This is a genomic window from Enterococcus sp. S183_ASV_20 (assembly GCF_018919685.1).
Lineage (GTDB): Bacteria > Bacillota > Bacilli > Lactobacillales > Enterococcaceae > Enterococcus > Enterococcus faecalis.
In genome coordinates, this window is record NZ_JAHLRI010000009.1 from 1 (window position 1) to 15,675 (window position 15,675).

At 37.1% G+C, this 15,675-nt stretch carries 15 protein-coding genes and 1 riboswitch; of the genes, 14 read left to right on the forward strand and 1 reads right to left on the reverse strand.

The annotated features are described in order from the left end of the window. The 5 genes from KQI94_RS04895 to KQI94_RS04915 all read left to right on the forward strand — a co-directional run. The coding region (locus tag KQI94_RS04895) for a helicase C-terminal domain-containing protein (protein WP_275970749.1) at positions 1–1,566 on the forward strand (1,566 nt) is incomplete at its 5' end. A 75-nt stretch (positions 1,567–1,641) separates the two neighbouring features. Beyond that, positions 1,642–2,160: a DUF5590 domain-containing protein gene (locus KQI94_RS04900; RefSeq protein WP_002382785.1), complete on the forward strand. Its 519-nt coding sequence runs from the start codon at positions 1,642–1,644 to the stop codon at positions 2,158–2,160. A gap of 38 nt (positions 2,161–2,198) precedes the next feature. Then, positions 2,199–3,398, forward strand: a complete 1,200-nt coding sequence (locus KQI94_RS04905; RefSeq protein WP_002368990.1) for a pyridoxal phosphate-dependent aminotransferase — start codon at positions 2,199–2,201, stop codon at positions 3,396–3,398. A gap of 16 nt (positions 3,399–3,414) precedes the next feature. Continuing rightward, entirely contained in the window at positions 3,415–4,767 is a 1,353-nt protein-coding gene (asnS, locus tag KQI94_RS04910; protein WP_002389963.1) for an asparagine--tRNA ligase, read from the forward strand. 112 nt (positions 4,768–4,879) lie between these two features. Continuing rightward, on the forward strand, positions 4,880–5,299 hold the full coding sequence (locus KQI94_RS04915) for a hypothetical protein (RefSeq protein WP_002368993.1): 420 nt from the start codon (positions 4,880–4,882) through the stop codon (positions 5,297–5,299). A 506-nt stretch (positions 5,300–5,805) separates the two neighbouring features. Here KQI94_RS04915 and KQI94_RS04920 read toward each other — a convergent pair. Beyond that, positions 5,806–6,765 (reverse strand): Gfo/Idh/MocA family oxidoreductase, encoded by a 960-nt coding sequence (locus KQI94_RS04920; protein WP_002389962.1) that lies wholly within the window; start codon positions 6,763–6,765, stop codon positions 5,806–5,808. 172 nt (positions 6,766–6,937) lie between these two features. Here KQI94_RS04920 and KQI94_RS04925 point away from each other — a divergent pair, with 172 nt between their 5' ends. The 9 genes from KQI94_RS04925 (at position 6,938) to KQI94_RS04965 (ending at position 15,673) form a co-directional block, all read left to right on the forward strand. After that, a complete protein-coding gene (locus tag KQI94_RS04925; protein ID WP_002356797.1) occupies positions 6,938–7,456 on the forward strand; it encodes a hypothetical protein in 519 nt (172 codons plus the stop codon). Between the two features lie 59 nt (positions 7,457–7,515). Continuing rightward, positions 7,516–7,695: a hypothetical protein gene (locus tag KQI94_RS04930; RefSeq protein WP_002384259.1), complete on the forward strand. Its 180-nt coding sequence runs from the start codon at positions 7,516–7,518 to the stop codon at positions 7,693–7,695. A gap of 99 nt (positions 7,696–7,794) precedes the next feature. Beyond that, positions 7,795–8,436, forward strand: a complete 642-nt coding sequence (locus KQI94_RS04935; protein WP_002366997.1) for a glycoside hydrolase family 73 protein — start codon at positions 7,795–7,797, stop codon at positions 8,434–8,436. Between the two features lie 19 nt (positions 8,437–8,455). Further along, the gene (locus KQI94_RS04940; RefSeq protein WP_002356802.1) at positions 8,456–9,142 is read left to right on the forward strand and encodes a hydrolase; all 687 of its coding nucleotides are present in this window, start codon (positions 8,456–8,458) and stop codon (positions 9,140–9,142) included. Between the two features lie 147 nt (positions 9,143–9,289). Beyond that, positions 9,290–9,387: riboswitch (purine riboswitch) on the forward strand. Positions 9,388–9,541: 154 nt separating this feature from the next. Further along, positions 9,542–10,123, forward strand: coding sequence for a xanthine phosphoribosyltransferase (locus KQI94_RS04945; protein ID WP_002356804.1), 582 nt, complete (start codon positions 9,542–9,544; stop codon positions 10,121–10,123). 2 nt (positions 10,124–10,125) lie between these two features. Next, entirely contained in the window at positions 10,126–11,445 is a 1,320-nt protein-coding gene (locus tag KQI94_RS04950) for a nucleobase:cation symporter-2 family protein (RefSeq protein WP_002382793.1), read from the forward strand. Between the two features lie 327 nt (positions 11,446–11,772). Then, a complete protein-coding gene (gene purK / locus KQI94_RS04955) occupies positions 11,773–12,888 on the forward strand; it encodes a 5-(carboxyamino)imidazole ribonucleotide synthase (RefSeq protein WP_002382795.1) in 1,116 nt (371 codons plus the stop codon). 42 nt (positions 12,889–12,930) lie between these two features. Next, positions 12,931–14,226, forward strand: a complete 1,296-nt coding sequence (purB, locus tag KQI94_RS04960) for an adenylosuccinate lyase (protein WP_002356808.1) — start codon at positions 12,931–12,933, stop codon at positions 14,224–14,226. Between the two features lie 385 nt (positions 14,227–14,611). Next, positions 14,612–15,673 carry a DUF916 and DUF3324 domain-containing protein gene (locus tag KQI94_RS04965; protein WP_002389957.1) on the forward strand — a complete coding sequence of 354 codons (1,062 nt, stop codon included), beginning with the start codon at positions 14,612–14,614 and terminating at the stop codon, positions 15,671–15,673. Positions 15,674–15,675 lie beyond the last annotated feature (2 nt).

Genomic DNA, 15,675 nt, shown 5'->3' on the forward strand with positions numbered 1-15,675 from the left:
ACACATCGCGGATTGGATTTTCTTTCAAAAAAAGATGAACTTTATGAAGTTGACTTTTTAAGACATCTGTATAAAAAAGTCGCTCAAAGTAACGTGTTGATTGTTAATCATGCATTTTTGGCGCAAGAGTCGCTAAGAAAACAACCGTTATTACCTGAAAGTCCGTGGCTAATTATTGATGAAGCACATCATTTACCAGACATCGCTAGTCGGATGGCGAGCGAACGAGTGAACAGTGTGATACTAAAAAAACAAGTCACACATTTTATTGAAAAAGAACAACTTTTTGTTGCTTTACAGCAAATTTTTCAACAGTTTTCTGAAGAGCAGCGGCTTGTAAAAATTTATCGGCAAGGTTTACTGGATTTTGTGGATGAATGGCAAGATTTTCTTTTTGAATTGCATCGTTTATTTAGTAAAACACAGAAGCGAATAGACCATCAGGAGTTGCTTTTAACCAAAGAACGTATTGATTATTTATCTGCTGCGGGAGAAAAACATAGTCAAACGCTCCAGCTTTTACTGCAGGAGTTGTTAACTATTCAAAGTAAATTACAGCAAACAATTATGAGTCAGTTGGAAACCTTTAGTTTGGCTGATCGCATCGTTTTTGTTCGCTTGTTTCAATTTTTTGATGAAATTGAACGTATTCACCACTGTTTTACCATTTATCTTGATGATTGGCGTCCACGTTGGGTAAAAGAATATTTACCACAAAATGAAGACCATGGCTTGATTGAAATTCATGACTTAGAAGCTAGTTTGCTTCCTGAAACAAAGTGGTATCCGCGGTATGAACGAATTATTTATACAAGCGGCACATTGAAGTTTGGCAACAATAAAAAGTATTTACCGCAACGGTTAGGTTTAACAGAGGTGACGTTCAAAACCCTGCCAACGCCATATAACTATGCAGAAAATGCGCGAGTCTATGTACCGGAAGAAGCAGTAGCCATTCAAAATGCCTCTTCCTATGAAATGGGTCAATACATTTCAGATACCATTGAAAAATTGATGGCGCAAGAGGAACGTTCGATGTTGGTTCTTTTTACTTCGCATGAATTATTGTCCACCGTGTATCATCAAGTCCAGCCGAGATTATTGGAAAAAGGACAAGAGGTCCTCGCCCAAGGGATTAGCGGCAGTCGTGAAAAAATTCTTAAACGGTTTTCTAATGGAAAACCGAATGTCTTGCTAGGAGCCGATAGCTTTTGGGAAGGTGTGGACTTACCAGGAACAGCTTTACAGTTATTGATAGTCACGCGTTTACCTTTTGAAAACCCGAAACGACCACTTGTGCAAGCAAAATATGCGTATTTAGAAGCAGAAGGGATACAACCATTTGCTCAAGAAGCGGTACCGAAAGCAGCATTACGTTTGCGACAAGCACTGGGCCGTTTAATCCGTTCTGAAGAAGATAGAGGGGCATTGTTGATTCTGGATCGTCGTTTAGTCACTGCAAAATATGGCAAACGATTAATCAAAGCGTTTCCCAAGGGACTTTCAGTAAAAGAAGCGCCCATGCCTGAAATTTTAGAAGAATTAAAGGGATTTTTAAACAAATAATCGATTATTTTTAGGTCATATTTGTGAAAGGCCGCTATTTTTCTGCTATAATAAGACCCAGTAAGTTTAGAGAGGATGGAAGGATTTTTGGAGGAATTAGAAGAAAAGAAAGAGAAGAAACGGATTACTGTCCTTTTAACCCTATTGGCAATCCTTTTAGCAATTCTTGTAACAATAATTATCTTTTTTGTACGAACCAATCAACCAATGGCTCAAGCCAAAAAAGAAGCAACCGCAATTGCCAAAACTTCTGCTAATTTAGAAACAGTTGATAAATTTTACTGGTTTACACGCAAAAATACGTATTTTACTTTAACCGGCAAAAATGATAAAGGCACAGAGATTGTCGTGATTGTCCCTAAATCGGGAGAAAAAGTCACGGTCTTAAATCAAAAAGATGGTCAAACTGAACAACAAATAACAGACATTGTTGCTAAAGCCCATCCCGATGAATCGGTGATGAAAGCTACGTTAGGGCTTTATGATAAGCGCCCTGCATGGGAAGTGGTCACCGAAAATGATCAAGGAGTACTAACATATTATCTGATGAGCTTTGATAAAGGCGAAGAGATCAACGTTGTCAAAGATATTTAATTTAGATAGGTTTTGATGAAAGTGGGAGTGAAAGGTGTATGAACGTATCAAATCGAGCACAGCAATTGACTCCTTCTGTTACATTAGCAGCTGCCGCCAAAGCGAAAGCATTAAAAGCAAAAGGTGTAGATGTTTTAAGCTTAACGGTTGGGGAACCAGATTTTGTAACCCCGAAAAATATTCAAAAAGCAGCAATTGCTTCAATTGAGGATGGAAGAGCAAGTTATTACACACCTTCTGGCGGTATTCCTGAATTAAAGCAAGCGATTGTTTCTTATGTGGAACGAGAATATCAACTTTGTTATCAACCCAAGCAAGTTATTGTGACAGATGGTGCCAAATATGCGTTGTATCTATTATTTCAAGCCATTTTGAACGTTGGGGACGAAGTGATTATCCCTGTCCCTTATTGGGTAAGTTATGGTGAACAAGTCAAGTTAGCAGAAGGCAAGCCAGTATTTGTATCAAGCACGCAAGAGCAATCATTTAAAGTGTCAGTCGCACAATTAGAAGCTGTACGAACGGACAAAACAAAAGCAATCATTTTAAATTCACCATCTAACCCAACTGGTGTTATTTATACGGAAGAAGAATTACGCCAAATTGGTGAATGGGCAGTTGCTCATGATATCCTCATTATTGCAGATGATATTTATGGTCGTTTGGTGTACAATGGACATCGGTTCACACCAATTGCAACCATCTCAGAAGCAATTCGTCAACAGACAATCATTATTAATGGCGTTTCCAAAACATATGCAATGACAGGCTGGCGCATTGGTTTTGCAGTCGGGGATGAAAAAATTATTCAAGCAATGACACAACTCGCTTCACAATCCACCAGTAATCCAGTCGCAGTTAGCCAATATGCGGCAATTGAGGCTTTAACAGGTGAACAGTCGACAGTTGAAGACATGCGTCAGGCCTTTGAAAAACGCCTAAATCATATCTATCCAAAAGTAGCAGCTTTGCCAGGCGTTTCGCTAATAAAACCTGAAGGCGCCTTTTATCTATTCCCGAATGTCAAAAAAACGTTAGAAATTTGTGGGTATGATAACGTGACTAACTGGGTGGAAGATTTATTACAAGAAGCGCATGTTGCTCTGGTAACGGGAGAGGGCTTTGGTGCACCAGAACATGTGCGGATGAGCTATGCGACAGATTTAATGACGTTAGAAAAAGCGATTGAGCGAATGAATGACTTTATAGAAAAGAAACGAATTCAGCACAACGCCTAAAAGAATAAACTAAGAAATGAACGGAGAGACAAACGTGGAACAAATTCAAATTATTGATTCAAACAAACATGTTGGAGAAACAGTAAAAATTGGCGCTTGGATTGCTAACAAACGCTCAAGCGGAAAAATTGCCTTTTTACAATTACGTGACGGGACAGCCTTTTTCCAAGGTGTCGTGTTCAAACCAAACTTCATTGAAGTCTTTGGTGAAGAAGCTGGTACAGAAAAATTCCAAGAAATTAAACATTTATCACAAGAAACAGCAGTCATGGTTACTGGTGTTATCAAAGAAGATAGCCGTTCTAAATTCGGCTATGAAATGGATATCACTGATTTAGAAGTCGTTGGCGCTTCAGAAGATTACCCAATTACGCCGAAAGAACACGGCACAGATTTCTTAATGGATCATCGTCATTTATGGTTACGTTCAAGCAAACAACATGCAATCATGTTAGTTCGTAACGAAATTATTCGTGCTACTTACGAGTTCTTTAACGAACAAGGATTCATTAAAATTGATAGCCCAATTTTAACAGGCTCAGCACCAGAAGGCACAACAGAATTATTTGAAACAGATTACTTCGGACAACCAGCATTCTTATCACAAACAGGTCAATTATATGCAGAAGCTGGTGCGATGGCATTTGGAAAAGTCTTTACTTTTGGACCAACCTTCCGTGCGGAAAAATCCAAAACTCGTCGTCACTTAACGGAATTCTGGATGATTGAACCAGAAATGGCATACACAACTCATGAAGAATCACTAGATATTCAAGAAGCCTACGTAAAACATTTAATTAAATCAGTATTGAAAAATCAACAATATCCATTGGATGTTTTAGAACGTGATACAGCTTTACTGGAAAAATATGTTTCGGAACCATTCAAACGTATTACTTACGATGATGCGATTGAGTTATTACAAAAAGAAGAAGCAAACAATGATTATGATCACATTGAATGGGGCGAAGACTTTGGTAGCCCACATGAAACCTTTATTTCAAATTACTATGGCGTTCCAACATTCATTTTAAATTATCCAAAAGCAATTAAAGCCTTCTATATGAAACCACATCCAACACGTGAAGATGTTGTAATTTGTGCCGATTTAATTGCACCAGAAGGTTATGGTGAAATTATCGGTGGTTCAGAGCGTGCAACTGATTATGATTATTTGAAAGAAAAAGTAGCTGAGTTTGGCTTATCTGAAGAAGAATACAGCTGGTATTTAGATTTACGTAAATACGGTTCTGTGCCACATTCTGGCTTCGGATTAGGTTTAGAACGTGCTGTTACGTTCATTACTGGTAATGAACATATTCGTGAAGCGATTCCGTTCCCACGTATGTTAAACCGTATTTATCCATAGAGAAAAATGGAAACTGGAAGTTTAAGCGTTTAGCTTGAACTTCCAGTTTTATTTGATGCGATAAAGCTTAAATTGATATTCACCAATTAGTAATGTTAAGGGAGTAAAAAAGATGGTTTTCTTTGGTTTTTTATTTATTTTTCTGCTTTCGGTAATTTTATTTGTCTCTGATCGCTATACAATGAAATACGTTTTATGGATTATTTTAGCTGTAACATGGAAAAATTTATTCATATTTAAACTAATTAGCTATTCTATAAATGATAGTGGATTTTTTTATATGATATATGACATTTTGGTTATACCGTTATTTTTTATAATGACAGGTGTGGTTCTTTTAATCGAAAGTTTCTACAAAAAAACACGCTCATTTATTCCAGAGGCACTTTTGGTTTTGACTTTTGCGTTGTTAGGGAGTAGTTATGGAGAAACAGTGTTAAGTGAAGTAACGCCTAGTTGGTTAATGATTCAGTTGATCGTAGTGGTCTATTTTTGTTATTTATTGTTACAAAACTTAACTGAGAAGAAGTAGGAAAGAAAGAGAAAAACTGAATTAAGCTTTTATTATTAAAGGAGGTGAACAGAAGCGATGATCAGTACACATCTATTTGCCTATGAAGATATAATTGGTAGCCTGTTGGCTTTCCTAGGACTGTTATATGCCATCAGGACGGAAAGTATCATTAGATATTTTGTATTGACTATTGTTGCAATTATCTGGATCAATCCAGTCTTATTTAAGAATTACATAGTTGTCTTATCGAACATATTTTTACAATTTATGTTTATTCCGTTATTTTTATTATCACTGTCAATCATTTTTTTGACAGAAAAAGAGAATAGATTATTTTGTATACCAATTATTTTTTTAGTATTTCTTGTCTTTTCACAAGCTACTTGGCTTTATGAGTATAATACAGAGTTAAGAGTTAGTGCAGTATTTATGATACTGTTAGGGATATATCTCAAACTAGTAAAAATAATTAAGCAGTAAAACAAAAAACAGAAGGTTAAACTACCTTCTGTTTTTTGATTCCCTTACGCCTGCCATAATTTTTGCATCTGGTCCAAAATATCAATGACTTCTGTCGTGAAAAATAAGGAGCGGTTGGGTTGTGTACCTTTGATTGCTTCAACCATATTGTAGATTTCGTAATTCATGGCTTCAGCTGAATACCCAGAAACGATGGTCTCAACCGTACCGTCGTTGTAGTGAACAATCGCTTCATCTGCGCGTGGATAATCTGTAATGGTAATATAGGCATCTTCAAAAGCAACAATTCCTTGCTTTGGCATTTTTGCTTGGAATGTTAATGAAATAGTAGCCAACTCATTTTCTTTATTCCGAAGCAATGTCACCGATTGTTCATCAACGCCAGTAGAGAAGGGAACCATGCTAGAAGCTAAAACGTCAGGTTGTGAGCTGAGAAACCAACGAGCAAACGAAACCGCATAAGTACCAATATCTAACAATGCGCCGCCTGCTAAGTCAGGATTAAAAAAGCGATTTTTAGGATCGGGTTCTTTGTAACTTCCAAATGGTGCTTGAATCATTTTTAACTGACCAAATTTGCCAGCATCCATCAAGCGACGTAATTCGTCGTATAGTGGCATGTTAAAAATAGTCATGGCCTCTGCTAAAATAAGGTCATTTTTTTCTGCAACTGCCAAGGCTTGTTTTAATTCTGCCGCGTTCATCGTAATAGCTTTTTCACACAACACATGTTTTCCAGCCTGGAGCGCTTTTAAAATGTGTTCAGCATGTTGTTTATTTGGCACTGCTATATAGACAACATCGATTGTTTCATCTGCTAGCAATTCTTCATAAGAACCATAGGCTTTAGGGATTGAATAATCAGCGGCAAATTGTTCTGCTTTAGACAATGTCCGTGAAGCAACAGCTGCAAGTTGGCTAGTTTCTTGTTTAAACGTTGAAGCAAATTCGTGGGCAATTCCACCTAATCCTACGATGCCCCATTGATATAATTTTTTTGTCAAAAGAAGTCCTCCTAATCTATGCAATTTCTTCAAATCTTCTTCATTATTTATTATACTGTAAACAAGAGAAATTAGAAAACAAGGACAATTTTGTAAATATGATAAAATCCAGAGATAAAAAGATGCTTTTTTTAGAGAATTTCAGTAAAATAGAAAATGGAGGCGAATGATTATGCATCAAGTTTATGTAGATATTATTGTTGACGCAATTATTGAACAGTACCAAACAGAAGAAAATTTTTACTCCGCTTATCAAATTCAAGCAGCCGATTGGCAAGCTTGGAAAGAAGGCCAATTTGGTTTGGACAATGAAGTCATGCAAAAAATTAAGAATTTATTTACGGATTATGAGTGGATGCTGACTCAAAAAATACTCCGCCAAACCATCTTATTTCCGGAAAAACGTAACCTAGCTGTTTCGGAATATAAACGGTTAAAAACAACAATTGCCAAAAAATGGTTACAATCTGATTTGGGCGTTGTAGAATTGATTCCTAACAATAAACAGGAACAAGAAATTGCTGCTGGTTATATTGATTTGAAAGTGACGCTGGCCTATGGCGAATGGGGTTTTGATGATATTATTACATTCCGGTTACCAGCTACGATTCAACGACAATTGGAAGGTTCAAAAGTTGAATTATTAGATTGGGTCAATGAAAATCTGATGGATACTTACGTAGGTGAATAACGAATAGGAAGGATGGTCTTTTGAAATACACAATTGCTGGGATTTTATCTGTGATTATTATGTTTGGTGCGGTAATTTTTGTCTTTTTTGGCAAAAAGCCAGTTGAAGAATCTGTTCACACATCAACTGAAACAACAGTGAAATCATCCACTAAAATTTCTGAAAGTAGTACAGTTTCTTCAACTGCTACCACTGAATCAAGTACTGAAATCACGAGCGTAAGCAGTGATGAAAGTTGATAATTTTCTGTGAAAATGATACAATTATTCGGTTATAGTAACAAATGAAATCAATCACGAAAGTGAAAGATAGTGAAACATTTTATCGGAAAATAAAAGATGAAGTGGGGAATTAATGAAGTGAGCAACTATCAGAAAAAAAGAAAAAAGCAGCTGAATTTGCCAAAGTTATTCTTAGGCGTAGTTGTCGTCGGTTTGGCCTTTGTCTTTTCGTTATCTGTCCTTTCTGATTCAGATAAGGGACAAAGCGAGTCAGTCAATCGCCAAAATGAAAACATCTCAAAAGAAGAATTTGTTGCTGAAATCACACCGTATGCACGTGAATTACAAGAATCTTACGGGGTATTACCAAGTATTATTATGGGGCAAGCAGTTTTAGAATCAAATTTTGGACAAAGTCAATTAGCATCGAAATATAACAATCTTTTTGGGATTAAAGCATATGGCAATCAACCAAAAGTCAATTTAGAAACAAAAGAGTATGTCAATGAGGTCTGGATTACGATTCAGGGTGATTTTCGAGTTTATGACAATTGGGAAGAATCCATGCGAGATCATACTAAGTTATTTGTTGATGGGGTCGATTGGGATCCAAATTTATATGAAAAAGTCTTGTTAGCCAAAAATTATAAAGAGGCTGCACAAGCGCTTCAAGATGCTGGATACGCAACGGATCCTACATACGCTGATAAGATCATTCATGTAATAGAAGAATACAATTTAAATAAATACGACCGTTAAGCATGGAGGAACGATGACAATGAGCGAAAAGTGGATTCCAGAAATTATGACGCCGCTGAAACAAGATATTGTAAAAATGCCAGAGATTATTCGGCAAGCCAGTGGCATTAAAATTTTTGGCCGTAAAATAAAATCAATTATTTTTACGACAGATATTGCGATTATCCGCAATACGGATGCACAGGCAGTGATTGCTGTATATCCTTTTACACCGCATCCAGCGATTACAAAAGGCATTATTGAAGCAGCGGATATTCCTGTCTTTTCAGGAGTCGGCGGCGGTTTAACGCAAGGCATGCGTTCTGCTTATATGAGTTTATTTGCAGAAGCACAAGGTTCAATGGGTGTCGTTTTGAATGGTCCTACACCAATTGAAACAATTAAAATGGTGGATGAAGCAATCGATATTCCCATTATCAGCACAGTAACTTCTATTCATACGCCAATTGATGAAAAACTTGCGGCTGGCGTGGATATGATTAATATCAGTGCAGGAAAAGACACTGCAGCCACCGTACGCTATTTCCGTGGCAAGTATCCAGAATTACCGATTATTGCAACAGGAGGACCAACTGAATCGAGTATTCATGAAACCATTATCGCCGGAGCGAATGCTATTACATATACGCCCCCTAGTAACGGTGAATTATTCAGCAAAAAAATGAAAAAATATCGTGAACAAGAAAAAGCAACCGATGAAGAATAAAAAAACGCTTTGGCAGGATAGACTGCCAAAGCGTTTTTGACTATTTAATGTTCGCTTTTACGGAACAATGGAAGAATGAACCAATTATTTGAAAATTCTAATGAAAAAAAGTTGTTAAACCATTGAAAGTTAGAGATTTTTGTACTATCCTAGAGAAACATAGAAGCTTGTATAAGGTCAAAATACGGTTGACCGTCTCTACCCAGCACCGTAAATGCTGGTCTATAAGTGAAGAAGAGCGGATAGCCCTTTTTTGCTTTGGCAAAATGGGCTTTTTTCTTTTGTTAGAACACGAATATAAATAGCACTTTGTTTTATTTCGTTCGTTTTTAACGAACCGTCCTTTCCTCAGGATGAGAACAAAGCATCTATCGAAAAATAAGTAAAGGAGTTCATATTGTGAAGGAATTAGTCGAACGTATTAAAAATGATGGCCGTGTATTAGGTGAAGGTGTTTTAAAAGTAGATAGTTTTATTACGCACCAAGTAGATCCAGAATTAATGGAGGCTATGGGTAATCGTTTTGCTGAGGTTTTCGCAGAAGCAGGCATTACCAAAGTAATTACAATTGAAGCATCAGGAATCGCTCCTGCCTTATACGCAGCGCAAAAATTAGGCGTGCCAATGATCTTCGCTCGTAAGGCAAAAAGTTTAACCATGGATGAAGAGCTTTTAACGGCTTCAGTTTATTCATTTACAAAACAAGTGACAAGTCAAATTTCCATTTCAAGAAAATTTTTATCTGATGCTGATAAAGTGTTGATTATTGATGACTTTTTAGCTAACGGACAAGCTGCCAAAGGATTGGTAGAATTATGCCAACAGGCTGGTGCAAAGGTTGAAGGAATTGGTATCGTAATTGAAAAATCATTCCAAGATGGTCGTCAGTTATTAGAAGACATGGGCTTAAATGTAGTCTCTTTAGCACGTATTGCTTCATTAAGTGAAGGAACGGTGACGTTTTTAGAGGAGGATGCATAATCTTGGAAACAAAACAATTGAATACACCACAACAGACGGAAACACCAAATGGGAAAGCCGCCGTTTTAGGATTGCAACATTTATTAGCGATGTATGCTGGAGCAGTTGCCGTACCTTTATTAATCGGAACCGGCTTGAATTTTGATTCGCAACAAATGACGTATTTGATTTCAATCGATATTTTTATGTGCGGCGTTGCGACACTTTTACAATTAACGGTGAATAAGTTTTTTGGGATTGGCTTGCCAGTCGTTTTAGGTTGTGCCATTCAAGCAGTTGCGCCTTTAATCATGATTGGTACGAACAAAGGGGTTGGTGCAATTTACGGTTCAATTATTGCTTCGGGCATTTTTGTCGTTCTTATTGCAGGATTTTTCTCAAAAATTAAACGTCTATTTCCGCCTTTAGTCACCGGCACAGTCATTACAGTTATTGGTTTGACCTTAATTCCTGTTGCTGTTGAAAAAATGGGTGGCGGCTTAGCAACGGACAAAAGTTTTGGTGATCCTAAAAACTTGCTCCTCGCATTTGTAACAATTGCCTTAATCATTGTTGTGCAAGTTTGGGGACGTGGCTTTATCAAGTCAATTGCCGTGTTAATCGGCCTAGTCGGTGGCACAATTTTAGCTGCGTTTCTGGGATTAGTGGATTTGTCTCCTGTTGGTCAAGCTACGTGGTTTCATTTTCCACAGCCATTTTATTTTGGCAAACCAACGTTTGATCTTTCTTCTATTGTGTTGATGATTATTATTTCAATTGTTAGTATGGTTGAATCAACAGGTGTTTATTTTGCCTTAGGAGATATTACAGGGAAGAAAATTGGCGAAGATGATTTACGTCGTGGGTATCATGCAGAAGGTTTAGCCGTCATTTTAGGGGGGATTTTTAATACGTTTCCTTATACAGGTTTCTCTCAAAATGTCGGGTTAGTTCAATTATCTGGGATCAAAACACGTCGACCAATTTATTTTTCTGCTTTTTTCTTAATTATTTTAGGCTTATTACCAAAAATTGGTGCGATGGCCCAAATTATCCCAGAGCCGGTTTTAGGCGGCGGAATGCTGGTTATGTTTGGAATGGTGGCTGTCCAAGGAATGCGCATGTTGTCAAAAGTTGACTACTCAAATGACAAAAATTTATTAATTATTGCCATCTCGATTGGCTTTGGTTTAGGCTTTAATATTATGCCGACGCTCTTTAATAAAGTACCAGAAACTGTTAGCATGTTTACTGGTAATGGAATTGTCATGAGCAGCATTACCGCAATTATTTTAAATCTTTTATTCAATGGTTTAAAAGAAACCTCAGAAAGTAACGAATAGTTTCAAAAAAGTATGATAGATAAGGTCAGGTGGCTTTTCTTTCATACTTTTTTGACCTCATCATCGTTTAGAAAAATTTAATGTTTTCATCAATTTGAAGAGAAAAAGAGAAAAAAGCTTGGTTACAAAGAGACGAGTAGTAAGTTACCGCTGTTTTATCCTAAAGTATGTTAATAAATTCTGATGAGAAAACCTAATGGAAACACTGCTGGCACTTGAAGTTGAGCCTTTTTCCTTGTATCATGTAAAAAGAGCACTCTTAAAGGCTAGACTGCGACGAGAAACCGCAGAAGGATTTTAAGGATAAAACTGTGATGGAAAGTTGTGATGAACTTGGATAAACCACTATTACCTGGTCAAGTGATTGGTATCATTGGTGGCGGACATTTAGCAAAAATGATGGCCCTTAGTGCAAGAGAAATGGGGTTTCGAGTGGGTGTGCTAGATCCACAAATTGATTGTCCTGCTGCACAAGTTGCCGATTGGCAATTATTAGGAGCATATAATGATCCTGAAGCGTTAGAGAAATTGGCAAAACGTGCCCAAGTGATTACGTATGAATTTGAACATGCAGATGTTGATGCGTTAACAGCGATTCAACATTTGGCGAATATACCGCAAGGAACAGACATTTTAGCGATTACGCAAGATCGCTTAATGGAAAAAAGTTTCTTGGAAGATAATAATATTGTGATTGCACCTTATGCAACGATTGTTAGTCCGACTGATATTCAAGAAGCAATTGATGGCATTGGTTATCCGTGTATCTTGAAGAATACGCGAGGGGAAGGTCGTTATGTACTACATAGTACTTCAGACTTAGCGCCATCCATGAATCTTCTGAGAGAAGGAACCTGTGTCTTGGAAGCTTGGATTCCTTACGAAAAAGAATTATCTGTTCTGATTTCTGGTAATGGTCGTGGCGAATTTGCGACATTTCCAGTTGTGGAAACAATTAAAAAAGAGCGTAAGCTACATGAAACGATTGCACCAGCCCGAATTGATGACGAAGTCAGTGGTGAGTTGCAACGAATTGCTAAGGTGATTGCTAAAGCAGTTGGTTTAGTCGGCACCCTTTCAATTGAAATGTTTTATACAGAAACAGGCGGGATTTATGTAAATAAAATTTTACCTCGTCCAGAAGATGCTGGGAATTTTTCAATAGATGCTTGTTCTTTTAGCCAATATGATACGCATATTCGTGGTTTATGTAATTGGCCAATGCCAACGATTCAACTGTTGTCTGAAGCAGTCACGGTCAATGTGCTTGGAAATGAAGCCTATGAAACGATGGACATTATTAATGAACATCCAGATTGGCATTTCCACTATTATGGCCACAGTGAAGCAAAAGCGCAACGAGCGATGGGGCATATTACTATATTAACCAAAGAAATCGATGAAACACTGGAAGAAATTAAAGAAACAAAGATTTGGTCGTAATTATTTTTCAAAAATTGAGGAGTAAAGAGGGGATAAGGTACAATGATTGATCGTTATACAAGACCCGAAATGGGCGCAATTTGGACAGATGAGAACCGCTACAAGGCATGGCTAGAAGTTGAAATTTTGGCGGATGAAGCTTGGGCAGAACTTGGCGAAATTCCTAAAGAAGATGTACAAAAAATCCGAGAAAATGCATCATTTGATGTTGCACGTATTTTAGAAATTGAAGCAGAAACACGTCATGATGTTGTCGCTTTTACTCGTGCCGTTTCAGAAACGCTTGGTGAAGAGCGAAAATGGGTGCACTATGGGTTAACCAGCACAGATGTTGTGGATACTGCCTATGGTTATCTATTGAAACAGGCGAATGATATTTTACGGAAAGATTTACAAACATTTACGGAGATTGTCGGAGCCAAAGCCAAAGAGTATAAACATACGGTCATGATGGGAAGAACGCATGGTGTTCATGCAGAACCTACTACATTTGGTTTGAAATTAGCGTTGTGGTATTCTGAAATGAAACGCAACATTGAACGTTTTGAACATGCAGCCAAAGGTGTCGAAGCGGGTAAAATCAGTGGAGCCGTAGGTACCTTTGCCAATATTTCACCATTTGTTGAAGAATATGTTTGCGAACATTTGGGGATCCGTGCTCAAGAGATTTCGACACAAGTTTTACCACGTGATTTACATGCAGAATATGTTTCTGCCATGGCATTAATTGCGACAAGTATTGAAAAATTTGCAACAGAAATTCGTGGTCTACAAAAATCAGAAACACGTGAAGTAGAAGAATTTTTTGCAAAAGGACAAAAAGGGTCTTCGGCAATGCCGCATAAACGGAATCCAATTGGTTCTGAAAATATGACTGGCTTGGCACGTGTGATTCGTGGTCATGTCATTACTGCCTTTGAAAATGTGAGTTTATGGCATGAACGAGATATTTCTCACTCGTCTGCTGAACGGATTATTATTCCAGATACGACGATTTTACTAAATTACATGTTGAATCGTTTTGGTAATATTGTCAAAAACTTAACGGTCTTCCCAGAAAATATGAAGCGTAACATGGATGCGACCTATGGACTAATTTATAGCCAACGTGTCTTGTTAAAATTGATTGACCATGGCATGACACGTGAAGAAGCGTATGATCTGGTCCAACCAAAAACAGCTTACGCATGGGATCATCAAACGGCGTTCCGTCCGTTGCTAGATGCGGATGAAAAAATTACATCTGTCTTATCAAAAGAAGAGCTAGATGATGCCTTTGATTACCATTATCATTTAAAAAATGTTGACACGATTTTTGAACGTGTTGGTTTAGGATAAAAAGAAAGCGAGAAGAAGAGTGCTTCTTCTCGCTTTTCTCTTAGTTATTTTCAGAAAAATAATTGAAAATTATTCAGTAGAAAATAGTAAAAAAATCATTAAATTTTAGCAAACAAACATCAAAAGGTAAGTGACATTCACTTACCTTTTGATGTTTGTTTGCTATTTTACTAGTTGTACTTTGAATTTTAAAGGAGTTATTTTCATAAAATAATGAAATTTAAGCATTTTCATAGGCAAAAAGCACTATTAAACCTTTACAGGGGAAGAAAAAGTTATTTTTCAATTAATTGGTTTAAAAATTTAAAATTATTTTTTTTGTATCTTCGGCTATACTGAATTCATTAACGATAATTATTAAGGCAAGGAGAAAAAGGTGGTTGAAATGAATTTGTCACAAGTTCCAAACAAAACGACAGGGAATGGAATAAAAGTGTTTAGTTATCTCTGTTTTATAATTAGCTATTATTTAATCTTTTTGCATTTCGAAGTTGCTTTAGCTCAACAACCTGAGTCAAAGCCGCTAGCGGGTTTCACAGTTGAAAGTATGATACCAGATAATCAGCTAGATAAGAATCAAACTTATTTTTATTTAGGTGTTCAGCCAAGTAGTCAGCAGATTGTTCAAGTGAAAATCAGAAGTTTGCAAAAAGAGTCCGTAACTGTCGCTTTAAGTATTCATGATGCAGTGAACGGAACGGATGGACAGATTGATTATACGCAGACGAGCCCCAAACTAGATTCTAGTTTGACGAATTCCATCACACAAATTGTTCATTTGCAAAATAAGGAAGCTACGGTCACTGTAAAAAACTTTGAAGAAAAAATAGTAAATTATGAAATTAGAACGCCTAAAGAGCCATTTTTGGGAGTTAAATTAGGTGCATTACGATTTGTCAAACAACTAGAGGATGAATCATTAACAACTAATCAATTTACATCAACCTATGCTTATACTATTTCAATCATGCTGACAGAAGATAAACAGCCATTTGATGAAGGAGCAGAATTGAAACTAAAAAAAGTTGATACAACGATCAGCGGTGGCCTACCTGTTGTTCAAGCAACATTCCAAAATCGACAACCAAAAGTTATGAAAGGAGCGACAATTACCAACTGGTTAACCAAAAAAGGTCAGCCAAAAGAATTATTAAAAAAAGTGCAAACGGATGTGACAGTGGCACCTAATTCATTATTAGCTATGGAGCTACCTTTGAATGAAGTAGCCCTTTCACCGGGAACGTATACTTTCCATAGTCAAGCCAGCGCTGGTAATCAAGAATGGCAGTGGCGAAAAGATTTTACGCTCACACAAACGCAAATAAAACAATGGTCGGCTAGTACAGCTTCAGCAAAAAGGCAACCGCTTTTGTTAATAGGTCTTAGCGCATTGTGTCTTGTTACAATTAGCGTTTATTTTTATTTTAGAAAGAGTAGAACAAAATAAAG

Bases quoted from the DNA above. Each gene is read 5' to 3' on its own strand.
- KQI94_RS04940 (WP_002356802.1), top strand. From the start codon at position 8,456: ATGAGCGAAAAGTGGATTCCAGAAATTATGACGCCGCTGAAACAAGAT.
- KQI94_RS04965 (WP_002389957.1), top strand. From the start codon at position 14,612: ATGAATTTGTCACAAGTTCCAAACAAAACGACAGGGAATGGAATAAAA.
- KQI94_RS04905 (WP_002368990.1), top strand. From the start codon at position 2,199: ATGAACGTATCAAATCGAGCACAGCAATTGACTCCTTCTGTTACATTA.
- KQI94_RS04930 (WP_002384259.1), top strand. From the start codon at position 7,516: ATGTTTGGTGCGGTAATTTTTGTCTTTTTTGGCAAAAAGCCAGTTGAA.
- purK (WP_002382795.1), top strand. From the start codon at position 11,773: ATGAACTTGGATAAACCACTATTACCTGGTCAAGTGATTGGTATCATT.
- purB (WP_002356808.1), top strand. From the start codon at position 12,931: ATGATTGATCGTTATACAAGACCCGAAATGGGCGCAATTTGGACAGAT.
- KQI94_RS04935 (WP_002366997.1), top strand. From the start codon at position 7,795: ATGAAGTGGGGAATTAATGAAGTGAGCAACTATCAGAAAAAAAGAAAA.
- asnS (WP_002389963.1), top strand. From the start codon at position 3,415: ATGAACGGAGAGACAAACGTGGAACAAATTCAAATTATTGATTCAAAC.
- KQI94_RS04900 (WP_002382785.1), top strand. From the start codon at position 1,642: ATGGAAGGATTTTTGGAGGAATTAGAAGAAAAGAAAGAGAAGAAACGG.
- KQI94_RS04925 (WP_002356797.1), top strand. From the start codon at position 6,938: ATGCATCAAGTTTATGTAGATATTATTGTTGACGCAATTATTGAACAG.
- KQI94_RS04915 (WP_002368993.1), top strand. From the start codon at position 4,880: ATGGTTTTCTTTGGTTTTTTATTTATTTTTCTGCTTTCGGTAATTTTA.